The sequence below is a fragment of the Dyella caseinilytica genome (assembly GCF_016865235.1).
Lineage (GTDB): Bacteria > Pseudomonadota > Gammaproteobacteria > Xanthomonadales > Rhodanobacteraceae > Dyella_B > Dyella_B caseinilytica.
Genome location: NZ_CP064030.1, coordinates 1,792,672 through 1,817,310, shown reverse-complemented (window position 1 = coordinate 1,817,310; position 24,639 = coordinate 1,792,672). Strand labels below are relative to the sequence as shown.

Here is a 24,639-nt window from a genome sequence, read left to right as displayed (position 1 = left end):
TCAGTTATTGTTCGAGGCGAAATCGTTAGGTGGAACGCAATTGATCACCGTGCACCAATTTCCCGCATCGGATGACCGGAAGCTTCCAACATGACGCATCGCGGCAATGCTGAAAGTTCCGTCGAAAGTGCTTTTGTATTTCAATGCGCCAGGTAGCGCTGCGCCGGATTGGGTGATGACACCGGGAGCATTCTGCAAGCCCTGCGGCATGAGAACCTGACCACCTAGCGCCAAGTCGGCACGCAACACGGTCTTAATCTGAAGCTGGCTATTTTCTATCCATGTCGGTTGACCTATGAAGTCAGTGAAAACCAGCTGTATGGGTGATGGCTGATAACTACCATCAAACACATTGATTGATCCGTTCTGCATCGACATCTTCACGGTGTTGTTGAAGTTGTCACTGGTAAATTCGCTGATCAATGATCCGAGCTGATCGAACGTGGAACAGAAATGCGGAAAGTCGAAACTGTTCACCAGCGAGCTACTGATGTTCATATTCACAGGCACGCCGGGATAGGCAATCCCCAGCGTCTGCGAAAGTGCTTGACCTAGCGTCTGTCCGGCATTCCAGTTGAGAACGAAGTTCCCCGGCTCATCCGTGGTGTATATCTGCGTTGGGACAACAACAAATTCGAGCGTCTGTTCAGTGCCTTGCCAATTTCCGAAGGCATAGAGAATTTGTCCGGTAAAAAGCACGCCAGCTTGTGCAGGATTGACCAGAGGCAATCCCTTACCCATGCCTCCCTTGATGACGATCTGCATCCCGGCGAAATTCTGCGCCTGATTCAAATCCTGCAGCGATATCCCCTCTATCGAAAGCGTGATAGCGCTGTTCTGCGATCCCGCCTGAAAGATTGGCATATCGAACTCAATATTGAGTGCGCCGGGATTGAAAACGCCATTCGGAAACGAAGACCAGACACGTCTCGGCGTCGATGAACCTTGCGGCGTCACCGATATCTCATAGAAGCGCATGGCTTAGGGCGTCTGCTCGAAATTCCCCGTATCGGCTCTATAGATGAGCGTCGATGCGGAAAAGATGCCTGGCGCTAGCGGAATATCAAAACCGATCGGCGAACCAATCAACGCGCCTGTCCAGATGTTGTTGCCGCTCTGATCCGTCAGGCTTAAATACCAGCGCTGCCCCGCGATGTTCCACCAAGCCGTGCCGGAATAACTAGCCCCATCCAAAGTAAAATTTGTCTGAAACGGAGGACTAGCCGTGTTATTTGGCTGGAACGCAATAAGAGTAGTCATCACGGACCTGTCGGATAGGTGATGGCAGATCCGCTATTCTGCGGCGCTAACGATGAAGCATTGGACTGTGGTGTTCCAGAGAGCGAATTATTGTTCGACCAGCTCGACGATGTGACCTGCTGCCCCGCTGCCGCTTTTCCCATCAGTGAATTATAGGCTTGCTGCGCCTGCTGAGGCGTTATAAGCGGCTGGGTAAAGTCCCACTGCCAATGAACTTGTTTCTGCTTTGTCTCGCCCGATGTAACGTCCTGAAGGCTTGGCAAGAGGCAGTTTTGATAGATGTAGGCCGGCGTCACGACGTTGTATGAGCCACCCGCATTGTTATGCGCCTGCAGAGTGTTCTGTAGTGACGTGAACAAAGCAAGTTTGCCGTAATAACCGCCCTCTTCTTCGCGAACCGGAGCGATCATCAGAAGCGAGATCGGCAGCGGCTGCTGGATGACCGCATTTGCCGCGACCTGTTGATTGGCAAATGGATAAGTACCAATAGCGTTGCTGATCAACATGCCGCCAGGGATCACGACAAAACGAAACGATCCGCCACCATCTGGCGCCCCCAGAAACTGCGAGATGGGCAACACGCCACCCTGGGCATTTGCTGCAATTCCTCCAACGAGAAGAATGGGCGATACCTCGTAAGAATTCTCATAGTTCGATAGGCCTGCAGGATTTGTCGCGGCGATGAGCGACACTCCTTCAATGCTCGCTACAAGATTACCCGGTACGCTCATGAGTGAGCTGCTGCATTGGTGGAGACAGCCACATTGGCGCCAGCCGTATTAGCAACCCAAATTTTTGTATTGAAAGCTTTATATTTCGCAATCTGTTTCAGGACGGTCAATATCTCTCCCTGACCTTCGATTGATATAGCAGACATCCAATTTCGTCCGCGATTCTTGATATCACGATCAATATTGCCAGGTCCATCGTGATAGGCAGCAATAGCCTTTTCTAAAGCGTCCAAACCACCGCCTTCACCACCATATTTCTTGAATAGTTGTCCCAGATATTTCGCACCGCCGGCTGCTGATTGGCCGAAATCATAGGGGTCATTGACGCCAAGATCATTTGCGGTTCCCGGCAAAAGCTGCATCAAACCCATGGCACCTGATTTGGATCTGGCATGCGCATAGCCTCTCGATTCGTCATAGGCCACCGCGCCAACAAGGCCGGATGGCAATCCATTTTGCAACTCAAGCGACTTGAACAACGCTAAATTCTTTTGTGCAGAAGGGTTATTCGGATTGATGTTCTCGAAACCGGGACCGACGTATTGATCACTGGTGTAATCTGTACCCATCACTGATTTTGCTGTGGCAAAATTATACTCATGCCATGTCTTGCTATTGGCGCCAGTGTTAGCCGGATCGGGCATGTTTGAGCTATTGGGATCCCACCAGTCTGATGGAGCGCCATTCTGACCTCCAGTACCAGTCGGCGATACGATGCCAAGCGCCTTGGCGACCCATGTCGCTAAATTAACAATGTCATCGGAGAATGTAGCGACTGCCTTTTGGAAATCAGACGATCCAAGATAGGTCGCCAGTTTCGTGAGGCCATCCTGTATGCCCGCTAGATTCTTATCGCTGAGGATGCCATTAAAAAGAATCTCAGCATCTTTCTCTAGGCTTGTTATGAAGCCGCTAAGCGCTCCATTGCGATTCAGCTCCGACAGCTTGTCGGAAAAGTCCGTTTCGATATGCTGCCCAGCAAGGCGAAGGCGATTGTTGAAGTCATAGAGCGCGTCAACTGTTCCTCCCCCATAATTGAGTGATGCCTGATCACTCCGGTAACGCGCGAATCCACGCTGCTGCTCTTCGAGCGGGGCATTCTTATGCAGCAATAGATCCGCCTGACCTTCACCTACCTGCAGGAATCCAGTCGCCCCAATGGTCTGCATATTCGCATTAGGATGGGACTTGTAGAACTGATTCTCTCGCATGGCCAAAACAGCAGCCACGCTTCCGGAATCCATGTTCTTGAGCTGATCGGCGCTTAGCCCGGTCGCCTTCTGCAACCAAAACTGGCCGGCGAATGTCTGCCTGGAATCGACCACATGCTGCAGGGTCGAATCGCCGACATCACGTCCTAGATCGGTATCAAAAGCACGATATTGGCCGGTCGTCAGGCCGAGTTGGCGCGCCGAACGCTGATTTGAGACGGCACTTTCGCCAAGCTTATCAAGTCCGAATAGGCCGCCCGCGACTGAGCCGATGCCAATAGCGCCGACCTTCAGCAGGAACTTGCCAATACCAAAGATATTATCGCCGAGTTCCTTGGCTTCCTTGGCCATCTTTTTGAGGCCGGATTCACCGTCGCGCGTTGAGGCATTGAACTGGCCCTGCGCGTCAGCCGCGTTCTTCAGATGCTCCGAAAGGTTCTTTGCATGAGTCGTCGCCTCGACCATATGCTCAATGAAGGCGCCGAGACCCGCGGCCATCGTCTCGCTTGTTTCGGACGATGCGTCGTTTATCTTTTTCCACGCATCCGGGAGCGCGTCTAGCTTCTGCTCGAATTTCTCGAAACGAGCAATGAAATCGTTAAATTGCTTGTCATCGATGGGGATTGTAATTACGGCTTTATTGGCCACCGCGTAACCCCATCAAGGCATGCAAGATATGACGCTCCCGATACTCTCTCGGGGACTTATAAGCGAAATTGAATTGCTCGAAGAACTCATTAAAGCCGAAGGTCGCCACCTGATTCAGGATGGAATGAACGAGTCCTCCACATGCGCCAGAGGCTCCGCTTTCACGGAAGGTTCGACCTTCGTCGATGTCTGCAAGGAGTTGAGGAACTCCGTAGGCGTTGACGACGTAATTACAGCCTTCGTTACTGAAGCGATCGCCATAGCCATGTCCCGCTTCTTCGACTTCTGCTCCAGCGCATACTGAAACGTAAAAAAAACGAGGATAGACTCCGTTTCGCGCCAATCGTCTTCATCGAGAAGGCCGCGCTGGATGGCGGTGTCGATGGGAAGCGTTTCGTAACCCTGGGAGCCTGGCGCGAGGATGGTCGTGAGGCGGCGTATTTCGAGCAGCAATGCATCGGTAGCTCTATCGACTGGCTTGCCATCCTTGTCGACCTCGCCGCGTTGCGCGGCTTCTCGCAAGCCTTCTTCCTTGAGGGTCAGTGTGGCAATGCGCGGGCCAGTGCCGAATTGAAACCGGACGCCCTTGCTCGCGATATAAGCCTGTGTCGCCGCCATGACGCGATAATTCTGCTCAAATACCTCTCTCGAGATCGGTATGTGATAGACGTACAGGCTGACGTTCTTGTCATCCGAGCTGAGCGGAATAACAAGATTGAGTTTTTCATCGATACGCATAGAGACTCCCATGGTCTCATCCCTGAATGGTTACGCCTCGGCAGGTCCGCAGGGGAAACGGGCTTTTCGGTGGGTCCACCTAGCCGAGACGGAACGGCGTTAGGCCATATTCCAAAGCTGACTGTTAGCCGGGAACTTGCCTTCGAGTGTGAGGCGAACAACTGGATCCATACCGTTGAAGGCACCCGGATCGATATCGCCGATGGATGTCTCGTAAGCGGTCAATGCCGGGAAGGTGCTGGCGTCCGAGTAGATCGTGACCGGGCCAATATCGCCATAGAGCTGCGCCTGAGCAATCCATGCCGCGGACAGAACCTGCGGACGCAACAGCTCGACCGATATCGATGCCATCACGTAAGGCTCCGGCGAATTGACGTAACCCGTAGCCGTTGGCTCCTTGGTCACGAATTTTCCGGAGAACGCGATGCGCGCTAGATTCTTGCCCATATAAGGCGCGGTGATATTCAGCGCCAGATTGTTCGACACGACGATATTGCAGCGAAGGCGGTTCAGAACGCCCTGCGGAACCCACGTAGCCATAAGCTAGCTCCTTAAGCGACGAATTGAACCGCGTCGATATTGAAAGTTAGAGTCAAGAAACCGTTCTGACCGACGACGGTTGCCGCGAAGCCGCCATAGATGCCGGCCTGATAGTTGTCAGGATTGGCGGTGGTATAGGCAGCGAAGGTTTGCGCTGTGACAGTCACGCTTAGATCGCAACCGAACTGCACGGCGCTATTAGCGACGTTCTGCAAGACGGAAAGCAGGCTGTTGATGCCAGGCTGGTCGTATTCGAGTGGCGGATTCTGGTTCGATCCATTGATGACCGCAGCAGCCAGCGCTTGCTTCGACTGAATGCGGAACCAATCAACTCCGTACCACCAATTGGACTGCGAGCCATCCATAGTTTGCGCACGGAATAGGCAGGCGTTGGAAATGCCGCCCTCGGCACCCGTACCAACGTAGGTTCCGAAAGCCGTCAGGATGTTCTGGAAGTTGGTCGCATTACCCTGCTGAACCCATGGCGTCACGCCAAAGGCGAATCGATAAGCCATTGGCGCAAGCTTGTTCGATGCACTCGGGTTATTGACGAGCCAGTTATAAAACGGAACTGCCGCCTGATGCTCCGTGCTGGCCTGTGTCGGGCTAGGCACAGTGGCAATGACCGCTTTATTGGCCGCGTAAAAACTCAAATTACTGACAGTCGTCGTCGGGAAGAAATAGGTCTGTCCCGATGGGCTGCTGTAATTTCCCGTCATCGTATTAAGTGCGGCGCTATCCCATGAGGCCGGGACGAGATAGGCGTAGAACTGCTGCGGCGTATTCGCTGTGATCCATGCCTGCAGCGCCGTGATGGCCGCGGAGGCTGTCGATTCCTCACCGATTTCCAATACGTAGAAACCGATGGGGGAGCCGGAACTATTGCTCTGCGCAAAGAACGTCGTTGCGGCGTTCTGCAGGAAGCCTACATAAGGCGCGGTGTAGGTGCCGGGGCTGGTTTCGCTACCCGGATTTACTGTCAGTGGGAAGGTGAAGGTATCTGTTCCCGTGACTGTCGCCGTATAAGTGCCGTTATAGCCAGTCGGCACGGCGCCTGCGATAGTGACGGTAAAAGTCTGTCCCGTCGATAGACCGATAGCGCCCGCTGCTGTCGCGGTGACGACTTCGGAAGCCCACGTCAGAGATGTGAGCGTAAGCGGCGCAGGAAGAATTGCTGCTAGCTGACTCTCTTCGGCGATATAGGTATAGGTGCCGGTGGCTAACGTCGTACCGCCAGCAGAAACGGCGGCACCGCTCTGCTGAAGCTGCGACGGAGTCGGGGCGACCGTGACAACGGTAGTTTCGTTGACGATCGTTGGAGTTTGCGTGGTCGCCATGCCGGCGTTCTCCTATTAGGACCAGGACACGGCGAGGGTCTGGCCCGTGCCAGGAACAACCACGATGCCGCTCGTGGTCGGGAAGCCGTAAAACGGCTGCGTGCCGATGGCTTCTTGAATCGTGCCGATCTGATTCGTCACCGAATTACCGGTAGTCAGCGTGTTGTCATAGATCGCACCCGTCGTCGATCCGGCGACCAAAATGGAAACCGTGTAGACGCGACCGGGATTCGCTTTGAGGACGGTGGCTGCGGTGATATCAAGCGTGCGCGTATTACCGCCCGGCAAAGGACCGAGCTGATTCTGAGAGCCCATGGAAATTACTCCTGCGTGGTTGTAGTGACGCTCGCCGACACGATGAAGCGACGCACGATGGCGTCAGCGGAGCTTTGGTTATATGAAGCGCGAAACTCGATGCGCTTTTTCATGGCGAGGGCGGCAATTTCCGCCTGCGTGCGCTTGTCATCCTTGATGACGGGCGACGTGCAAAATCCGTAAACGTCATTCCATGAGTTATCGATCAAGGCCTGCAGATAGGCGCGAGCCTGAGAATTGGTGAATCCATACAACGTCAGCCGCACATCCTCTGCGCAGAGCTGCGTCGTCGTGTATTCGTAGAGCGGTGCCGATCCGGAATCAGGAATAACCGTGCCGGGACCGTTTTGAATCGGAAAGGCACCAAGCACTTCCGTACTATCGGGCTCGATATGAGCGACGATGTAAGGCGGCTGGATGTTGTCTGGAACAAGAAATGACGAATAGACCGGAACGGTGATGCCTTGATAGCTATTCTGCGCCAGCCAAATAGGCAAGCTATTGGTGACAACCGGCCCCTCTGGAAGATTCGCCTCATTGCCTTGAACCTGAGAGGCCATCGCGGGATAAACCGCATAGCCGCTGTAATGCCACAAATCCGACTGCTGATAAAAGGAGCCGCGATCCGCAAAAGCGATCTGCAGCGATCCGCCATCGGTCGTCCATGTGCCAATCCACATCGATGATGGACTCACGCTATTGAGCTGCGTGATTTCCTGCTCCGCGGTGAAGATGAAGCGATTCGCCGCTACGGTCTGGTCTTCATCCTGATGTCGATCCGTGATGTAGTGAAGCGATCCATGAAAATTGCATACGGTGCTAGCAGCTACCCAAAAAACCGTGCCGTCCTGTTCAAGCGTGACCTTGGTGTACTGTTGAAATGTGATTGACTGGTTGCCGGAAAGCGTGGCAATGCCAGCATCCAGCGCAGCCGCCATCTGAGGCGGTGCCTGCATCGCCTCTTGGATCGCGCTCATGTTTTAGCCTTAACTGACCCAGGCTAGGAACGAATTCTGGAATAATCCGGAATCAATAAATGCCTGACGACTTTCTGTCTGTGTCATGACTTTCTTGCGAGAGCTTGTCTTCAAGGTAGCGTCGCTGACTTGTTGACTCTGTGGCAATATTCGATGCAGCTCGCCACTATCCAACGCATCTCGGAAGCGCTCTTCAATTCTCGACATGGCTGGGCGCAGTTCTAGTTTCGGAACTCGCTTACCTTGCGCAATGATCTCGATGGCGCCGGCCACCTCATTGGTAATGCAGTCGTGGATGAATCCCTCATTTTCTTCGAGGAAGATGCGCATGATGTGATAGCGCGATTCGAGGTAGCCAGCCACATCACCCGTCGTAGTCGTTCCATCACCGTCCGTATAAACGACGTCGACTACGCCCAGGTTTAAGTTCATTAGCTGATGCCTACCACTGTCGGACCAGCTTTCTGCGCATACGACAAATAAGCCCTACCCCATTTCGTCTTGATGAGGTCAAGGTCTTCCAGCGTCAGCGTCTTCCAGAAATCGGCTACAGCAAGTGTGGTGTCAGTGCCCTGGTCGCCCGTCGATTGCACCGGTCCGGCAACAAGCTGATTAAGCTCAAACGCTTTGCGAGCACTGGCGAAGAACAGCATGTTGAACATGCCAACAGCCGTCACGGCGCCTGGATTGCTTTCAATCTGATATGTGAACGTTTCCGCTCCCGTCACCGTCATGCAGAAACAACCGTTGTAGATGGCTGGTGCCGTACCCACGATCTGCGCATCAAACTGTTGTCCGGCGTTATAGCCTGTGGCAGCTGCTGCCGTGACTGTAACCAGACCGTTCGCCCAGACCATGCTTGTGATGGCCAGTCCAGTCTGATCCTGCGCCATCTCGATCAATAAATGCAGGCCCAAGTTATAGACCGCACTCACATAGATATTCGATGGAACCTGCGGAACATAGGGACAGGTTACAAAGGCCTGATTGAATGACCATTGGAAATAATCCGAATCGGGATTCAGCACCACCGTGGTCACGCCCTGCCCTTGGCAGAACGTGATGAAGTCAGTGAGGTTCGGCGCGGTCGGATTGGTCCAGGGCATATCAGACCACTTCAGGCAGTTTCACCGAATCGCTGCCATCCGGCGAGACGATGAACTTGGACTTGATCTCTTTGCCGGTTGGCTTATTCCCCGGCTTCACTTCTTCGGTCACCTCAACTTCGGTCACGCTCGAAAGTCGCTGACCTGTCTTGTCGCGCTGAATGGCATCGATCGCCATGGCGGATGCCGCCACTGCGCCCGCTGAACGCCTCTCGGCGTGATCAAGCACGGCATCGTGGCCGGCAACAATGTCGTCGACTGGAATCGGACGATCAAACTTATAGAACAACCCCGGAAACTTTTCGAGTTTTCCGTTCACGCTAGCCGCGTCGCGACCGCCATAGCGCTCAAGTTGGCTGATGATGGCCTTGTGCGCCGCCTCGCCGAGATTGTGGTCGACCTCGACCTGACTACCCGCTGGAATGCGAACGTAATACAGACGCTTCATTTCCGGGACACGGAAAGAATGGTGCCAGCGTTGGCGCGTGGTGTTGCAGATGTAGAGCTTGGACATGGATGAATCCCCTTAAAGGATGAGGCTCCGTTGCTGGAGACCGAGCAATAAAAAAGCCCCGAATGGGGCCATTGGATAACGCGCGATCAATTGCCGATCAGGTGTAAGGCATGCTCAGCAAGAACAAGCCTTCCGGGCGAAGATTCCAACCCGAGGTGATGCGTTGTTCGTAGCGCTCATTCACGCCACCATCCGGGATCGGCGTGCTGATCTTGCGGGGCGCAACCATGTCGGTATACATGGCGTTGACGTCCTTGATGCTCGGCATCAATTCCGCAAACTCATTGGTATTGATGTCCACCGGATTGAGGTCGACGATTTCCGGAATGGAAAGCACCACCATGTCCGTGCCGCCTGCACCCTTGCCTTCGAGCGTGTCATCGAACGTGAATTCGACTTCATAACCCGCTTTACCGAGGATGTTCTGCAGCACCGTGCCGGTGTTTTCCGTACCGGCGCCTTCGCGCTGATAGCTGGTGACCTGCACGATGTCATAGGTGATCCATGGCATCACGACGCGCTGCGGGCCCGCAATGGTGACCTTCAGCGCGGCCTTCTTGCCGGACATGAACATGTTCGCAGCGCATTGCTGGACCTGCTCACCCAGCCAAAAGGCCATGGCACCATTGTCATAGCTTTGCGTCGTGTCATTGCCCCACGGATCAGGCGGCAACGTGACGTTGGTGGCATTGGCCGAGTTCAGCAGGCCTTCGCCATTGGTTGGGTTGATGCCATACAGCAATGCGGTGCGGGCAAACTGGAAGATACCCTGGCGACTACCCAGCTCCTGCGCCTTCGGCAACGACACATTCCATTCGGCCGCATCAGCTACCTGATGATGGTCGTAAATGGCGCGTGTCGCCAGCAGATACGTCGGCGTGCTGTAGAGCGACGCACTGAAGGTAGCGCTAGGCAGCAGGTTAAATGCGGACTGCGCGGCGCCGGCATCGGTGCGAACATCCAACGCCGAGACGTAAACGAACTTGTCATTTTGTCCAAGCGTGGTCTTCATGTTGCCACCGGGGAGCAACTCGAATGCACCGGTCACCTGAGTCCATGTCAGGATGAGGCCAGGCTCCGAATAGCTCGGGGTGACTTTTGCTACGGAGGGAAAATAACCACTCATGTCATGGGCTCCTTAGATCGAGATGATCGCCACAGCGCCAGACTCCCAGGTGACAGCACCCGTGCCCGAGTTGTACGAGACAACCTTGCTGTTCGTGTTGACGGAGATAACCTTGGTCGTAGCGGGCAACGCGAACGCACCGCTGGTCCCTTCGGCGGTGAGCTGCTGAAGCGCCGGATCCCAATACAAGGTTTGATTGATCGCGCCACCTTCCAGCGTGGCGACGTATGAGTTCAGAACGGCAACCTTCAAGCGCGCATTCGATCCGAAGCGGAAGAAGTTCGCCGTCATGCTGGCCTGAACCTGCGGCACATTGCTGGCACCAGCAGTGATGATGGCCGAGCCATTTTTCAGGAAGGTCGTGATGCCAGTGACATTGCCTGCGGCTGAAGCCAGCGTCAGCTGATTGCCGAGATTGCCCTCGCCCGCAGACGACAGGGTTTCGGTGATCGCCATGCCGCCCCAAATGGGCTGCGTAACGGAGGAAGCGATTTGACCGGCGTCGAGATACTGATAGCTGCTCGAATCATCGACGAAATCGCCCTGATAGTAGCCTTGGGTGGTGACGTCGAAGGTGCCAAAAGGCTGCGACGTGACCATCGGGTTCAAAGAAATGCCGCTCATTATTCAACCCTCTTGCCGACGTCTTTGTTGATCCGGCCACTGAAGACCGGCGCCTTGAACGGACCCCAGGTGACTTCCTGATCGCCCGTGTATGTGGTGACGCGATGACCGGTCGAGGTATCCACCGATGCATGCAAGCGACCCTTCGGAAGCACGGCTGATTTGTTGGCGGACGCCTGCGCATCGGCGTAAATCATGTCTTCGATCAAGCCAAAGGTGTCATCATCGAGTGCCTTGATGTTCGTGGTCTTCGCGCGCGGGCTGTGCTTCTGGAAAATCGCAGCCATGCGCTTGCGATAACCAATCGGAGACTCGTCGAACATCGGCGGCGTCACTGAATTGGCATCACCGAACGCCATCGCAACACCTTCCGCGCGGCGCTGAATGCGACTCAGCTGATCACGATCCTCGTTGGTGCGCGGCTTGGTGACGTTGGCGATCTGCGCTTGCATGGCGGCGATCTGAGCTTCGAGACCCTTGATCGTTCCCGCCTGCGCATCGGCGCGCTCTTTCTCTTCCTTCTCGCGCTTTTCCTTTTCCTCGGAATCTTTGCGCTCTTTTTCTTCGGCATCGGCGCGCTCTTTTTCCTCGCGCTTCAGCTTCTCTTCCTCGGATTCGTCAGCGCGACTACCGCGAGCGGCCTCATCAGCAATCCGCTTGGCCTCTTCTTCAGCCGCCTTTTTGGCCTTTTCCTCTTCCGACTCGCCGCCACCCTTGCCTTCAAGGGCATCCAGGCGCGCGCACACGGAATCCTGAAACTCTTTCATGCCCTTACCCAGAGCATCGGCCCATGCGGGCGCTTGTTCTACGTTATCCACAGCGGGATCTCCTTCGATGTGTACACCAGTGGGTTCCCCGCCCTTGTCCCACACGCCCTCTTCGCAGATGGCGAGGTGATCCAGATAGGAAGGGTTGCCTTCAATCAAAACCGTCGAGCCGTCGTCCAGCTGGACGGTCTCAGTCGAACCGGCGTCACGGAAAACAACCGCCGGGCTTGTTGATGCATGCGACATCCGCATAAGCAGCGCCGCATCGTCATCGAACACTTTGGCGATGCCATCAACTTCATCGCCTTCGATAAATGGAAGGACAATCGTGCCGATGGCCCGATTTCGATATTCATCAGAGGTGAGCGTCACGCTTTCCTTCGGATGCTCGAAGATCAGCGGCAGCCCATTGCAGCGTTCGACGAATTCCTCGGTGAGGAAATTCTCCGGCGGCCTGTAGACAAACTCTTTATGCTTGGACCGGTAGCTCGTGCCGGTTCCAGTAATACGAAGCTTGAATAACCAAACATTGTGATAGCGCTGCGGCGATGGCAATTCGCCCTTCGCGATGCGCTTAGCGATATCCAATTCATTGCCAGTGACGGCACGAATTGTTTTCGCTACTTCTGGATGCGTATTCGCTGGGAGCTGATCCGGCGCGAACCATCCCCATTTTGTGTGCTCATCATTGAGCTCGGGTTTGAAAGGTTTCGTTACATCCTGCAGAAAACAGGTGAACGTTCCTTTGCCTTTCGGAAGATTGCTGCGTCGCGCAACCCAGCGCAATCCATTCGGGCATCCTCCGATCTCTTCGACACATTCGCGAACAGCGGCCTCTTCAGCCGATTCGCCGCCTTCGATATGGCCGCCAGGCTGCGCCCATTGCCCCGTATCGGAGCGCTTGCACAGCAAATAAAATGGACCGTTTGCGCGAAATAGAATGCCCGAGCAATCCTTGGTCGCCGCATCATCCTTACGGCCCTTATCGGCATTGACGAACTCCTTGCCTACCGATGCCGGAATGCCAAGCGTCGAATGCCCATGCGCTGCGGCTTCCATGGCGCGGTGCTGGGCCGAACTGACGGATGGCATTTAGGCAACCTTGATCCGCGTCCGCTCAAGCTCCGACCGCCCCTTATTCGTCAACATATCGGCGGGCAAGTCTCGAAGGTTGTAGAAATAGACGACGTAGCATTCGCAGAATGGCTCTTCGCCTGCCGCGGTCATTTCATCCATGTAACCGGCACCCTTATTCATCAGGCCGCTCTGCATCGCCCAATTGCCGCGAAGCGCGAAAACCTTCTGATCGCGTTCTTTGTGGTCCGGCCGATAGTCATAGCCGGGACGTCGCCAATGCGAGCGCCACATGCCGGCGATGGCTTGACCCTGTTCCGCGATAATCGCGTTAACGTTGGAGACCAGCTTATGGCCCTGATCGATGGCAACGCGACGTTCGACAAAGGAAAGCTGTCGAAGCGATTTCGCGATGTCCTGCTTTACTTCGCCTTTCGCCACAACATTCGAACCGCCAGACGGAACGGACGTTGCCCATCCGGCAAAACGCTGCATCGTCTTCTCAATCGCCTGATCCCGATTAAGCTTGATCAGGTCGGCGCTGGCTTGAATCCGTCGCGACAGTTCCGGACGCAGGCGCGGCTCAATCTGCTGAATCGTGTAGCGCGGCACGCCGGGATGCTTCCGGCGCGTCGTGGTGTAACTGGTCGCGCGCTTGAAATAGGTCTCCATCGCCATCTTCATGCGTTTCTGGAGCTGTTCCGGCGACGGTGAATCCTGACGCGCTACAGCATAGAGCCGGCGCATCCAATCACTCAGGCGCTCCGAACTGCCATAACCGTATTCGGTGTAATACGCGACCGCCTCTTCGAGCGCCTTGCGGAATGTACTCGCCATGGCTATTCGTGCGAGGACTCGACGACGGGCTTAGGCTCCATTTCCGGAACCGGCGGCTCGTATTCGGCGATGGCCTCTTCGTCCAGATCCATCGGGTACGCCTCGAAGGTCGGACGACTGGCAAATACTTCCGAGACCCATTTGGCGAGACGCGCCTTATTCACTGGATCGAGATTAGGAGCCAATACTTCAAAGGCTGCAATAGCAGCCTTTGTCACGACATCATCGGTCTTAACTTTTTCGCTGTCGGGCTCTTCCAGTAAATTCGGCCAGGTCGCCTTGAATGAATTCTTCCACTCCGAAAAGGCCGTTTCATAGGGAACTTCTCCATACTCCTTCGGAAACTCACGCTGAATGGACTCATAAAACTCCGGCGTCCACGCCTGATGCATCACGATGACATCGAGGAAGCGATAGAGCGGCTCGATATCCTTGCGGATACCTTGCACATAGACCGCTTCGCGTTTCGCGTCCTCTGTTCCCTCTGCCAGACCACTCGCAAAGGTTTCCTGATCGATCATGCTCGCCGGCATAGGTGTTGCCGTGGCGATATTCTTGATGCAGTTAGTCCGTGCGAATTCGGCAGCATCTTTCAGATTCGTATAGTTGATGGCGGCGATATCTTCATCAACGCCAATCGAAACCACATTTCCGGTGCGGGCACCCTTCGTAATGGTGCGTTTGATCGAATAAAAGGCGCGCGTCACCTTGTCGATGAAATTACCTGGCGACTTCAGCTTCATGACCAGTACGGCGGCTTTCTCCGTCACTGCCTGATCTGTGATCATCGTTTGGATATAGGTCTTCAGCGGGTACAGCGCGGACTGATAGACTGAGCGTCCCACGAAGCCATACGCCGAACTCGACCATTCGATATAGAGCGGCTGTCCGTTCATCAACACCGACGTGCGGCTGTTGTGATACGGACGTCCAGAGACCGCTACACCGGTAGGTTTCATAAAACCCGGATCGTTCGGGTCTTGGTTCATCACTAAGCTGCCCGCCGTGTTCAGCGGATCGAGCACGTTGAAACTGAGTTTCAATTCGTGCAGACGGTCGAACGGAAGCGGATCTTTCGGCTCCGTCCCTTCGGCCAGAACCGCCAACGAAGCGATGCCATATACGCGGCTAAGCGTATGCGTATTACGAATCAGCGTATCGGCACCCACCGTGCCCAGAGCATCCCATGCCTTCTGAAATGCCTCAACGCAGCGATCCGGAGCCGTGCCAATCTTGATCAGGCGCGACTGACTCTGCGCGCGCTTGATCGGTTCCTCAGCGATCTTCATGCCCAGGGGGTGATAAGCAAAGATCGTCTTGCACAACTCATACGACGCCGACGAGCCGGGAACAATCGCATCGGATGTCAGAAACTGATAGAGCGGACTTCCCAGCGTCGCATTGAGTGTTAACACACTCGACGCGCTGTCACCGTCGAATTCGCTCATGTGTCAGTAACCATCCGAGTCACCCAAGCCGATTAAGACGCCATAGGTGAAAGTGTCGAGTAAGTCGCGAGGCCCTTTATCTTGGCCTGGCCGGAAACCGCAGACCTGCGAAAGCGCATGGTTGCGGGACTGTCCTTTGTAGATGACCGTTTTCTCATAGGCGTACCGGCTCATCTTCACTTTGTGCTGGTACACATGCGGCGAGGCAGCGAGGCAGCGGCCCTCCTTGCCAAGCGCGGTCGGCGATCCATCGATCGCATTAACGGGCAACCCTGCCCGCTGACCTTGCTGGATCAGAACCGTGCCGGATGCCTTGTCTTCAATCCATGCGCCGAGACTTCCCCGGCGCGCACGCGTGAGCTGTGCTAATTCCTCGCAACGCTGCGTAACTTGCGGCAGCCATTCTTCGAGATCGATGCCCTGAATCTGGCGAACGTCCCAATCGAGGATAGTTAGTGGCGTGCCGTAGAAAGTATTGCGCGCGTAGTACATGACGGCCGATCCATCATGCTGCGCGCCATCCTTCATCGCCGTGTCCACTACGGCGTAAACATCATCACAGCGTTCCGGCCAATCGACCGGTTGACCGTCCTGCAAAAGAATCGCTTCGGTAAAGAAGCTGTCGCCAGCGCTGGCGTCCCAGTCGCCATGCAACCAAGCCCGCACCAACCATTCTGGGCCCGCCGACTTGAGTCGGCTTATGTATGTCGGATCGTTCTCCAACAATTTCTTGTTATCGCTGAGTTTCGACGGAATGAAGACCCGCCACACCTCGCGAAAGGCATCGTAGAACGGCGTCATCGGCTTGGCCGGCAACACATAGCGTTCCTTCAGCCATTGATGACCTACGCCCCCCGGATTGGCGGTAGCGCGCATCACGCAGGGAATGCCCCACGGTGAACGCAGCGTGGCCCTCAATTTGTCGATCGGATCGGGATTCGGAAAAATGCCGATCTCATCAACACCAATCCAAGTGTATTGATGCCCCTGGTAGTTATCAGCATCTTCATCTCGTTCCAGCCAGCGCATCTTGAGGCGCGAGCCATCGGGGAATACCCATGTCTTGATACCAGCAAGCCATTTCGCCCCGAGGGGCGGAAATAGCTCTTTGCTGCGCTGGATGATTTCTTCCAGCTGCGGCGTGGTACGGCGAAAGATGACGCCGCGTGCATGACCATGACTCCGGCTGGCATGGCCGATCCAATCGCCAAGCAAAGCATCGGACTTACCACCACCTCGGGCACCTCCGAAGAGAATATCTTCGACAGGGCACGTCAGCAGTAACGTTTGCGGCCCCGGCTGGGGTGCCCAGACTATTCGTCCGTCTGGATCTGGGATGAACTCTGCGTTTGCTGAGTCCATGCTTCCATACCCTCGGCTTGCTCCGGAATTACCGCATAGCCGGGATGGCTTAGTGATCCATCGCTATTAGTGATGTCAGTGGATTGCTGAGACTGTCCGTAACCACGATTAAGCAATTCGCGAGAGGCTGCTACCTGAGCAGCATGAGGCGCTTCATCGTTTTCCATGATTTGCACTAATCGCTGAATGGCTCGCTTGCCATATTGCTGCGCTATAGCCTTGATATCAGCCGTAACTTTATTGGGTATGCCAGGCCGCCTGCCACCCGTTTTAGGTGTTCCTTTAGGACGCCCTGCCATTTCTACTCATATCCATTATGGAAATTACAAACCCTTATGCCTACGCCATTCGACATACACGATCAGCGATACCACGAAGGTCACCACGAAGACCCATGCGAGTGCATAAGTCCAGCGGAGGAAGGCGTCCATGGTTAGGCCTGAAGGGCTGCTATCACCCTATCAATGCTGTGATCGGTGGCGTTATCGACCGGAGCGGAAGGACTACCGATAAGTCGCAGAGGACCAGGCAGCGTCATGCTGATCGGCACCTGCGTCACAATATCGTTACCATTCCGTGTGGCAATCCATGGAACACATTTATCGAAGAGCAGCTTTTGAAGACCGCTATCAGCGCAGAGTCGCGGCGGTTCGAAAGCGTAGACCGGCACAATGCAACCCTGTTGCGCCAAAACGCCGGCATAGAGAATCGCCAACGCAGCGCCGAGACTGTGGCCGGCAATCGCCTTGGGGCGTGGGAGCGCGAGACATGCCGGAAGAATTGCAGCAAGCGCGGCATAGAACCCTGCATGCACTTTGCCCAATCCCCATACATCCGTCGTGGCGATATCGAAGTCAGCTTCCCAGGAAGCCATATCGTCACTGCCGCGGAAGACATGGACCGTCCCGAAGTCATCCACCTCATACACATGCATGCGCGAGGCAGAGTCAGCACTCCCGACCGTAGGCGCATCTGTATAGGCCTGCTTGGCCAGGAGGGCGAAGTCGTAGGGGGTCATTGCGCGGGTGAGGCTACCGTCGATGCTGGTGCAGGCATGGCCTTCGCCGCCTGCGCGGCTTGGAGCTGCGATTCGAACAAGCCAGCTAGGCCGACAACACCTTCAGCCGCAACGAGACCGCCCTGAATGCTGGCCTGGGTGGCGGCTGGCAAAGGCAATGTCGCAACAATGGCGGCAATGGCCGGCAGCACCTGCTGCAACGCACCGGTGATCTGCGTATCAGTCACGATGCCGACATTCGCGCAAAGCGCCTGTATCGGCGCCTGGGCCGCAGCAAGATCGGCAGCCGCCTTCGTGCCGATAACCTTCGTGGCTGGCTCGGCAATCAGTACGTTGTTGAACGCAGTGAAAGTGGCATTCACCGAAGACAGGTTTGAGCAAACGAGCTCGGCTTTCGACTGATCGGCCTGCAGCGTCGCGCAACCATCAAGCGAACCGATGCCCAGACCAATAAGCCCCACGACGAGCGCCAGGGACAGCGATTTCAGGATTTTCATAGGGTCAACCTTGATTAGGAGGGACGGTAGGAGGCTGGGAATCGGGCTTCTTGCCGGTCAGCAGCGAATGGATCTCACTGTCACTGACCACCCACAGCACAATGCCGGCAAGCGCAGAGACAATCTCCACGCCTTTGGCGACATCGCCCTGGTACTTGGTGGCGAGAAACTGGCCGCCAAACACCATGGCGTAGCCATATACGGATGATTTCTCGTTGAACTTGGTCAGCAACTTCACCAGGAGGCTGTAAGTGCCCTCGCTGATCTTCACGGCCGATCCTGCTTGCGATCAATCTTGTCTTCGATCCGGCGAAGCGCACCGAAGATCTGCTGTTCCAAGCGGTCCATCCGCTTGTCTTGCTCCAAAAGGCCACGCTCGATACTGGCGAGGCGTTCGGAATATTTGAGCGTCAGCAGGAATGCCGAGAGGATCGCCGAGATGACGCCGGAGGCAATGCCGCCAGCTGCGGCGACCAGGACAGGATTCATGCAACGCCCCCTGAGACGTTTGCGGGTGTGGAGAGGAAAAGCGCTGCTTCTTTGGCGCGTCGCGTCACAAGACCGGGCTCAACCTGACCCGCGGCCAGATTCCAAAACTTGAACTGCGCCGCCGCGGCCTGGTACTGGCCGGCATTGAGCAGTCGCAGCAATGTCGAACTGCGCAGATGCCCTTCGCCTTCGTTGAACACGAAATCGGCCAGTGCGTCGAACTGCGACTGAGTCAGGGAAACTTTCACCAGCGCCGAGACTGCATTCCCGGCCACACTCAAGTCGGCAGCGAGGAAGTCCAATGCCTGCTGTTCGGTGATGGCCATACCTTCGATGACGTCGGCGGTATGACCCCAGCCGATCGTCCAGATACCCGCATCGTCCTGATACGACGATAGACGCAATCCCTCGCTCGCCTTGACTAAGTCAATGGCGGCTTGGGTGGGTTGCATAAGGCGTTAGTGAACTTCGCGGACGATTAGCACCGAACCGCCATGGCCAGGTGATTGGTATACGTACCCGTCGTAGCTCTGCCCGGGCTCCAGCGTGGCGACGACTCGGCCCTCGCCCTGCAGGGCACCATTGCCATCGGTGGCGAATTCGGTCACCTGAGCTTTGGCGGGATATTCGGTCGGATGGGTGATGCGAACAGCTAGGGTCATGGCGGATTCCGGGCAACAAAAAAGCCGCCTCGGATGGGCGGCTTTCATGAGTGACAGTTTTGGATGCTGCGAGGGTATGGGGGTAATTTTACCCTGTCAACCAGTTTTCAACGACTTAGCTGCTTTTTCTTCTCAATCCCTTTTCTCGCGTTGTTCCTTCATGGCATTGATAAAAGCGACGGTCGCGCGCCCCGTGATGTCATCTAGCCATGTGCCCGAGGCGCGTACTGAGGTCTCAATGGCTTCGTAATTGGTGTGGAGAATCCAGGCCCACTCCTTCAATTCCTTCTGACTGAGTTTCAGGCCGGCATGTTCTCGGATCGCCAGCGAACAACCCAGGCGCCGGATCGGATAGTCACTGGACCGCTTCGGCTCGCCGCGGAGCGCGTCCCAAGCACGGCGAAGATGGTGTTCATGCAGCAATGTCGAGGCGTAATGGGTTTCAAGGGCATATACCGCCATCGCGCCGGTCATTCGCTGGGATACGCCAAGGGCATGCTTGATATCCGCATCGCTATCCGCATCGAGCGCAAGTCGCGTCGAAAATCCCTGCCGGAAATCCTTGAATGTCGTCTTACCCAGTATCCGGGCAATCTTTTCTGCTTTGGCGTTCATGATTTCCCCTTCAGGCTGAGAAGTATTTGGCGGATCTCTGGCACATCGCCCCAATGCATAGCGTGGTCTCGATAGACCAGCCGTTCTGGCACAGCGAATCCGGATGGCAATCGCTCCGCGGCACGCTCGGTAGGCGTCAGCACATCGGCGCTATGGCAGGCGCTATCAGGTCGTGGAGCATTCCGAGCCCGGATCAACCGCGCACCCTCTTGCGGCGACGCATCTCCATTCGGATCTGATGCAGCGCACTCTGGCGGTGAGCGATGTCCTCGGCCATCACCTGCGCCTCGTGACTGAGTTCGCCATCGGTGAGCTGATGGATGGCGATGCGGATTGCCGCTTTATCCGCAAGCGCTGAGCTTGAGCCTTTAGCCACGGTTCGCATTCCGCTCGGGCTTCCGGCGACAGTTTCTCCAGCTCCGGTATCCACTGGTTGCCCGGTAGCTTCAGGATGCGTAGGGGATGGTGCAAGTGGTAATAGATCGGCATTCACGCCGCGCTCCTCTGCGAGACCGATCCAGGCGTTATGCTTATCCGCACCCCATATGTGCCGCGCCTGCACTTCTCCTGCGCGTAACACCATACGAAGCCTGGATCGTTGTCTGCACGACAATAAGCGTCAGCAACGCCATCCCTGATCGCCTTCAGCGCCCCCTGTAAATTGTCATCGTCCAGAACGCCAGATGACAGCCTAGTCAGGGTAATGGTGGCCGGAAAAAATAGCGCCGCATCTGTCATGGAGCGAAAAAATACACTGTGATAGGCGGCTGTCCTTTGCTCCTTCACCAATTTGGCGCGCCTACGCCAATGCATGCGGTCGTTTAGCCCTGCGCCAGTCCTGATAGGCAAGTCGATGACGATCGCGCGCGGAATGTGGGAAGGATGGGTCATGCTGCAGCCCTCGCCGCATATACCCTCTTCCCATCCCTGCCGAACCTCCGGCGTACCTCTTTGTGAGCCAGCATGGCAGTGAGCGTGGATTTCACGCCAAGAACGCCCATACCGGTGCGGGACTGGATTTCGGCGATGGTGAGCCAGTCGGCGCCAAGGGCGGCACGGACGCGAAGACTGCCGTTGCTGCGGAGGGTCATCGCATACCCCTATGGTTTGGTTTGCCAGAATCGCGGTCATCCACGGGAAGTGGACCAATCCAGTTATCCATCCGCATCACATCCAGCTGGCTTTGCAGCATGATCGATGCGCCGATGCCCATTTCGCGTCCCTTGATGCGTAGGATTTCCACCACATCCCGGAAGGGTGTGCTGGGGTCGTAGACCACATCTCGATAGAGACCAATCATGACATCGGCTTTCTGCTCCAGCTCGCCGGACTCGCGGAAGTCGGGCATGCCGGGACGCTTGTTGGCGCGAGATTCCAGGCTGCGATTAAGTTGGCAGAGCATGATGACGGAGCAGTCGAGCTCCTTTGCTAGAGTCTTGCCGGTCTGCGCGATCTCGCCATATTCGAATCGCGCCTCGCGCTTGGGATCGATCTTCATGTCATGGATGTGATCCACAATCACCAGCTTGAGCGGCGCTTGCAGATGAGCACGCCGGCAGCGGGCATCCAATTGCATGCGATTGATGGCAGGTGTGGCATCAAGCAACAGCGGCATGGCCAGAATATCTGCGGTAGCGCGCTCCAGTCTGCCCCAGTAGAGTCCGGCGTCCGGATTGTCACTGCTTGGATTACGCACCCAGGCGTATGGGATACGTCCTTGACAGGCGACGGCGCGAGCCATGCACTGCTTGTCGCTCATCTCGACGCTGAACAGCGCGGTGCGATGACCTAGGGAGGCCGCGTGTAAGGCGAGCTGAATCGCGAAGGCCGACTTACCCATGCTGGGGCGTGCGCCGACCAAAGTGAGCGACCCCGACTCCAAGCCATTCGTCCAGTCGTTGACCGCATCCCAGGGGGTGGGGATGCCGTTCAAGCCACCACCACACTGGTAACGCTCCAGCAACTCGGCGTGCATGCGGGCCATAGCACTCTTCACGGGAACCAGGGAAGCTCGTAGCTTGCTGGCCTGGATCTGTGACAGCGCATGTTGAGCATCGGCAAAAATTTGCTGCGATTCCATCTGCGCCGAATAGCCCCGTTCCATGAGGTTCGTCCCGATGTTGATGGCCTGTCGGCACTTCGATTTTTCCGCCACGATTTCGGCGTAGGCGACGATATTGGCGGCGCTCGGGGTATTGCGATCCAGCTCGTAGATGTAATCCATACCTCCCATTAGGTCAGCCAGGTCGTTCGCTTCGAACCACTCCCCTAACGTGAGAGGGTCAACCGGATCGCCGCGGCCGATCAGCGCGCAGATCGCGCGGTAAATCAGTCGGTGATCCTTGCGGTAAAAGTCCCCTTCCCCGAGCCAGTCGGAGATTTTGGCGAGAGCCTTGGCGTCGATCATCAATGCCCCAAGCACCGCTTGCTCGGCACCCACGTCATGCGGTGGAAGGCGCAATTGCTGGACGTCCGCTGGCGCGCGGTCGAACTGCACCTGGGCGTTCATGTCGCCCTCCCGTCCAGGTCACGCTTCAATTGCTGGCCTTGGGTTGTCAGGAAATACTGGCCATCCGGAGCGAGCTTCCAGAGGTTTCCCCAGCCGCCTTCCACGGCATTGCGGAATTTCTGAGGCCAGCTTTTCTGCCGCTTGGTCTCAGCCAGATATTTTTCCTTGAACCAAGCCCATTGCAGCCGGAGAAACGCCTCGGGCAAACCGACTCGCTCGGCGTAGGCGTAAACCGGATCATCAACAGGAATGGCGTTCTCGCCTTCAGGGATCGATTCGATCCAGGTTTTGAAACTGACCGCAGAGTTGGAACGCGTTCTCGCGTTCTCTTTCTGTTCTGTATCTGTTCTGTTCTGTTCTAGGGCGTTACCGGAACGTTCCTTATTCGTTTCATGTAACGTTTCATCTTGTTTCTTTGTCTCCCGATGCTTGCGAACCCGCACAGTGCTTGAGTCCGAGGCGTATTGACGCTTGCTCCAATTGCGCAATGTCCAGTCTTCATGGATGAAGCCGCGACGTAGAAATTCGTTCTTAGTGGCAGCAATTTCTTCGACCGAAATACGCAATGCAAATGCTATGGATGTTTCTCGTTCCGTTTCATGAAACGTTTCAATACCGTTACTACATTGCAGGCAAAACAACATGACGAGTCGGCGCTGCATGGCCTCACTCATCATCTGGACCTTCGGGTCCGTAGCGAATTCGTTATAGAGCCGGAACCAATCCATCAGCGAAGCTCCCTAGCTCGCTCCATGCGAGCAATCTGTTGCGGCGACCTAGCCTTGATCGCCTTGATGTGGGCTTGGCACAAATAGCCAGCAGTGAGATTGTCATCGCGCCCCATGGCAGCAAGCATTTCGTTGCCAATGCGGCGGATGGTGCGCTCATGAAGCCAATCGCGGAGGCGCTGAATCATGCCGCCATCTCCAACACAGCGAGCGCCGTACGCAGACATGCTTCTGCATGTGCTAGGCGCATCTCAGTGCGCGGCAAGCCACAGTTGCGCCGACCGTCGATTGCATCGTGGCAAGCGGCGCAGGCGAATGCTGCGAGCTGATCAGGCGGCTTAATGCCGATGCCGCAGTAAGGGAGCATCCGGTAATGTGCCAGGACGGTTGTTTCGCCACCCCCGTCACAACCTGGAAGGCGGACGAGACAGGCTTGGCCGCGGGCGAGCTTCCTGAGGTTCATGCCGCCCTCGCCTGCTGATCGGCGATCAGGCCTCGGGCTTCGATGTATGCCTGGATGAACGTTGCCGCTGGCCTCGGGTCGATGGCGTTGCCGAAGGCGCGCAATTTACCCACTCTTGCGGGTATCCCATCAGCCAACAGACGAATGCTGGGTTCAACGCACCGCGCTTTTCCGTCGTGGCCGATAATCCAGCCGATAGTGCTGCCAAATTCGGGTTGCCGCGCTTGAACAGCTTTGGAGTGTGATCGCGAGCAGAACTCATGGGTGTCGGCCAAAATGCAGCCTTCACCTGCATATTCAGATCGGTGAGGGATACCCCCATCGACCGGCCTGTTTTCGCCACTGACTTCCGTTTGCGGTCGAGAAATCGCTCCGGCTCGCCATTTGCCATTTGCGCCGTTGGCGTTGCCCACAACGCGACCATCATTGGTAGCGTCTTTGGCCATACATGCTTTGCAGATAGTTCTTTTGCCGCCTCTACCATTCGAAGAGAAACTTTTCGCATCTTTCTCTAACGCGCATTTCGAGCAACGCAGCCATTGCGCGCAGTAAAGGTCAATTTCGTTGTAATAGACCGCAGCCTTCACGCCACAAGCCTCTCTGCCTGCATGGGCCATAAAGTCTGTTGCTGGCTCCCGATTACGCGACATTGACGGATGGCGCCGAAGACGATGCGCTCGCTCATACGGAGATCACCTGTACGGCGATCAATCTGCACATGCGTGAGACCGGTGTATTGCGTCAGTTCGCCAGCGGTGCAGCCAGGATGCGCATACACCGCAGCCACAATCAGCTCCAGATGCGACTGACGCTTACCAGTCTGTGTAATCTGCTCAGCCGCGAGATGCGAAGAAACCGGATCATTCGCACGGCTGATCGGTGTTTCGATCCGGCGCACGTTGGGCGCACGGCCAAAGTTGAAGGATGGTTGTTCCATCAATGCGTACTCCGAACAACGCCAATCTTTCCATCCTTGCCGGCAAGCTTCCGCGCTTCTTTTCGGCTCCAGCACTGCACCAGAATCTCACCTGATTTCGGGTCAT

33 protein-coding genes are annotated in these 24,639 nt (G+C 55.9%); all 33 read right to left on the bottom strand.

Going from position 1 to position 24,639, the window contains the following annotated elements:
* The 33 genes from ISN74_RS08005 to ISN74_RS07845 all read right to left on the bottom strand — a co-directional run bounded on the left by ISN74_RS08005 (position 1) and on the right by ISN74_RS07845 (position 24,533).
* Complete coding sequence (locus ISN74_RS08005) at positions 1-978, bottom strand: hypothetical protein (RefSeq protein ID WP_203546721.1); 978 nt, start codon at positions 976-978, stop codon at positions 1-3.
* Positions 979-981: 3 nt separating this feature from the next.
* On the bottom strand, positions 982-1,260 hold the full coding sequence (locus tag ISN74_RS08000; RefSeq protein ID WP_188798827.1) for a phage baseplate plug family protein: 279 nt from the start codon (positions 1,258-1,260) through the stop codon (positions 982-984).
* Positions 1,260-1,991 (bottom strand): hypothetical protein, encoded by a 732-nt coding sequence (locus tag ISN74_RS07995; RefSeq protein WP_188798826.1) that lies wholly within the window; start codon positions 1,989-1,991, stop codon positions 1,260-1,262. The genes ISN74_RS08000 and ISN74_RS07995 overlap by 1 nt, the downstream gene beginning before the upstream one ends.
* Positions 1,988-3,850 (bottom strand): lytic transglycosylase domain-containing protein, encoded by a 1,863-nt coding sequence (locus tag ISN74_RS21230; RefSeq protein WP_275411502.1) that lies wholly within the window; start codon positions 3,848-3,850, stop codon positions 1,988-1,990. Before ISN74_RS21230 ends, ISN74_RS07995 begins: the two co-directional genes overlap by 4 nt.
* 114 nt (positions 3,851-3,964) lie before the next feature.
* Positions 3,965-4,588, bottom strand: a complete 624-nt coding sequence (locus ISN74_RS07985; RefSeq protein WP_188798825.1) for a hypothetical protein — start codon at positions 4,586-4,588, stop codon at positions 3,965-3,967.
* Between the two features lie 99 nt (positions 4,589-4,687).
* Entirely contained in the window at positions 4,688-5,128 is a 441-nt protein-coding gene (locus tag ISN74_RS07980; protein WP_188798824.1) for a hypothetical protein, read from the bottom strand.
* Positions 5,129-5,139: 11 nt separating this feature from the next.
* Positions 5,140-6,465 (bottom strand): hypothetical protein, encoded by a 1,326-nt coding sequence (locus ISN74_RS07975; RefSeq protein ID WP_188798823.1) that lies wholly within the window; start codon positions 6,463-6,465, stop codon positions 5,140-5,142.
* Between the two features lie 15 nt (positions 6,466-6,480).
* Positions 6,481-6,780 (bottom strand): hypothetical protein, encoded by a 300-nt coding sequence (locus ISN74_RS07970; protein WP_188798822.1) that lies wholly within the window; start codon positions 6,778-6,780, stop codon positions 6,481-6,483.
* 5 nt (positions 6,781-6,785) lie between these two features.
* Complete coding sequence (locus ISN74_RS07965) at positions 6,786-7,757, bottom strand: hypothetical protein (protein WP_188798821.1); 972 nt, start codon at positions 7,755-7,757, stop codon at positions 6,786-6,788.
* A gap of 9 nt (positions 7,758-7,766) precedes the next feature.
* A complete protein-coding gene (locus ISN74_RS07960; protein ID WP_188798820.1) occupies positions 7,767-8,189 on the bottom strand; it encodes a hypothetical protein in 423 nt (140 codons plus the stop codon).
* The gene (locus tag ISN74_RS07955) at positions 8,189-8,863 is read right to left on the bottom strand and encodes a hypothetical protein (protein ID WP_188798819.1); all 675 of its coding nucleotides are present in this window, start codon (positions 8,861-8,863) and stop codon (positions 8,189-8,191) included. Before ISN74_RS07955 ends, ISN74_RS07960 begins: the two co-directional genes overlap by 1 nt.
* Position 8,864: 1 nt before the next feature.
* Positions 8,865-9,377, bottom strand: a complete 513-nt coding sequence (locus tag ISN74_RS07950; protein WP_188798818.1) for a hypothetical protein — start codon at positions 9,375-9,377, stop codon at positions 8,865-8,867.
* A 97-nt stretch (positions 9,378-9,474) separates the two neighbouring features.
* A complete protein-coding gene (locus ISN74_RS07945; protein WP_188798817.1) occupies positions 9,475-10,503 on the bottom strand; it encodes a DUF2184 domain-containing protein in 1,029 nt (342 codons plus the stop codon).
* Positions 10,504-10,515: 12 nt separating this feature from the next.
* The gene (locus ISN74_RS07940; RefSeq protein WP_188798816.1) at positions 10,516-11,127 is read right to left on the bottom strand and encodes a hypothetical protein; all 612 of its coding nucleotides are present in this window, start codon (positions 11,125-11,127) and stop codon (positions 10,516-10,518) included.
* Positions 11,127-12,953 (bottom strand): NUDIX domain-containing protein, encoded by a 1,827-nt coding sequence (locus tag ISN74_RS07935; RefSeq protein WP_203546720.1) that lies wholly within the window; start codon positions 12,951-12,953, stop codon positions 11,127-11,129. The genes ISN74_RS07940 and ISN74_RS07935 overlap by 1 nt, the downstream gene beginning before the upstream one ends.
* A 33-nt stretch (positions 12,954-12,986) precedes the next feature.
* Positions 12,987-13,805: a hypothetical protein gene (locus tag ISN74_RS07930; protein ID WP_188798814.1), complete on the bottom strand. Its 819-nt coding sequence runs from the start codon at positions 13,803-13,805 to the stop codon at positions 12,987-12,989.
* A 2-nt stretch (positions 13,806-13,807) separates the two neighbouring features.
* Complete coding sequence (locus ISN74_RS07925; protein WP_188798813.1) at positions 13,808-15,253, bottom strand: anti-CBASS protein Acb1 family protein; 1,446 nt, start codon at positions 15,251-15,253, stop codon at positions 13,808-13,810.
* Between the two features lie 3 nt (positions 15,254-15,256).
* Positions 15,257-16,615 carry a terminase large subunit domain-containing protein gene (locus ISN74_RS07920; protein ID WP_188798812.1) on the bottom strand — a complete coding sequence of 453 codons (1,359 nt, stop codon included), beginning with the start codon at positions 16,613-16,615 and terminating at the stop codon, positions 15,257-15,259.
* Positions 16,567-16,914, bottom strand: coding sequence for a hypothetical protein (locus tag ISN74_RS07915; RefSeq protein ID WP_203546719.1), 348 nt, complete (start codon positions 16,912-16,914; stop codon positions 16,567-16,569). Before ISN74_RS07915 ends, ISN74_RS07920 begins: the two co-directional genes overlap by 49 nt.
* 134 nt (positions 16,915-17,048) lie before the next feature.
* On the bottom strand, positions 17,049-17,633 hold the full coding sequence (locus ISN74_RS07910; RefSeq protein ID WP_188798811.1) for a lipase family protein: 585 nt from the start codon (positions 17,631-17,633) through the stop codon (positions 17,049-17,051).
* Complete coding sequence (locus tag ISN74_RS07905) at positions 17,630-18,130, bottom strand: hypothetical protein (RefSeq protein ID WP_188798810.1); 501 nt, start codon at positions 18,128-18,130, stop codon at positions 17,630-17,632. Before ISN74_RS07905 ends, ISN74_RS07910 begins: the two co-directional genes overlap by 4 nt.
* Before the next feature lie 4 nt (positions 18,131-18,134).
* Positions 18,135-18,401, bottom strand: coding sequence for a hypothetical protein (locus tag ISN74_RS07900; RefSeq protein WP_188798809.1), 267 nt, complete (start codon positions 18,399-18,401; stop codon positions 18,135-18,137).
* Positions 18,398-18,619: a hypothetical protein gene (locus tag ISN74_RS07895; RefSeq protein ID WP_188798808.1), complete on the bottom strand. Its 222-nt coding sequence runs from the start codon at positions 18,617-18,619 to the stop codon at positions 18,398-18,400. Before ISN74_RS07895 ends, ISN74_RS07900 begins: the two co-directional genes overlap by 4 nt.
* A complete protein-coding gene (locus tag ISN74_RS07890) occupies positions 18,616-19,071 on the bottom strand; it encodes a lysozyme (protein ID WP_188798807.1) in 456 nt (151 codons plus the stop codon). Before ISN74_RS07890 ends, ISN74_RS07895 begins: the two co-directional genes overlap by 4 nt.
* Before the next feature lie 6 nt (positions 19,072-19,077).
* Positions 19,078-19,281: a hypothetical protein gene (locus ISN74_RS07885; protein WP_188798806.1), complete on the bottom strand. Its 204-nt coding sequence runs from the start codon at positions 19,279-19,281 to the stop codon at positions 19,078-19,080.
* Positions 19,282-19,413: 132 nt separating this feature from the next.
* Entirely contained in the window at positions 19,414-19,896 is a 483-nt protein-coding gene (locus ISN74_RS07880) for a hypothetical protein (RefSeq protein WP_188798805.1), read from the bottom strand.
* A gap of 193 nt (positions 19,897-20,089) precedes the next feature.
* Entirely contained in the window at positions 20,090-20,272 is a 183-nt protein-coding gene (locus tag ISN74_RS07875) for a hypothetical protein (protein WP_188798804.1), read from the bottom strand.
* 711 nt (positions 20,273-20,983) lie between these two features.
* Positions 20,984-22,405 (bottom strand): replicative DNA helicase, encoded by a 1,422-nt coding sequence (locus ISN74_RS07870; RefSeq protein ID WP_188798803.1) that lies wholly within the window; start codon positions 22,403-22,405, stop codon positions 20,984-20,986.
* Positions 22,402-23,133 carry a hypothetical protein gene (locus ISN74_RS07865; RefSeq protein WP_188798802.1) on the bottom strand — a complete coding sequence of 244 codons (732 nt, stop codon included), beginning with the start codon at positions 23,131-23,133 and terminating at the stop codon, positions 22,402-22,404. Before ISN74_RS07865 ends, ISN74_RS07870 begins: the two co-directional genes overlap by 4 nt.
* Entirely contained in the window at positions 23,133-23,321 is a 189-nt protein-coding gene (locus tag ISN74_RS07860) for a hypothetical protein (protein ID WP_188798801.1), read from the bottom strand. The genes ISN74_RS07865 and ISN74_RS07860 overlap by 1 nt, the downstream gene beginning before the upstream one ends.
* Entirely contained in the window at positions 23,318-23,596 is a 279-nt protein-coding gene (locus ISN74_RS07855; protein WP_188798800.1) for a nuclease domain-containing protein, read from the bottom strand. The genes ISN74_RS07860 and ISN74_RS07855 overlap by 4 nt, the downstream gene beginning before the upstream one ends.
* A complete protein-coding gene (locus ISN74_RS07850; RefSeq protein WP_188798799.1) occupies positions 23,593-24,183 on the bottom strand; it encodes a hypothetical protein in 591 nt (196 codons plus the stop codon). The genes ISN74_RS07855 and ISN74_RS07850 overlap by 4 nt, the downstream gene beginning before the upstream one ends.
* Positions 24,180-24,533: a hypothetical protein gene (locus tag ISN74_RS07845; RefSeq protein WP_188798798.1), complete on the bottom strand. Its 354-nt coding sequence runs from the start codon at positions 24,531-24,533 to the stop codon at positions 24,180-24,182. Before ISN74_RS07845 ends, ISN74_RS07850 begins: the two co-directional genes overlap by 4 nt.
* Positions 24,534-24,639: the final 106 nt, after the last annotated feature.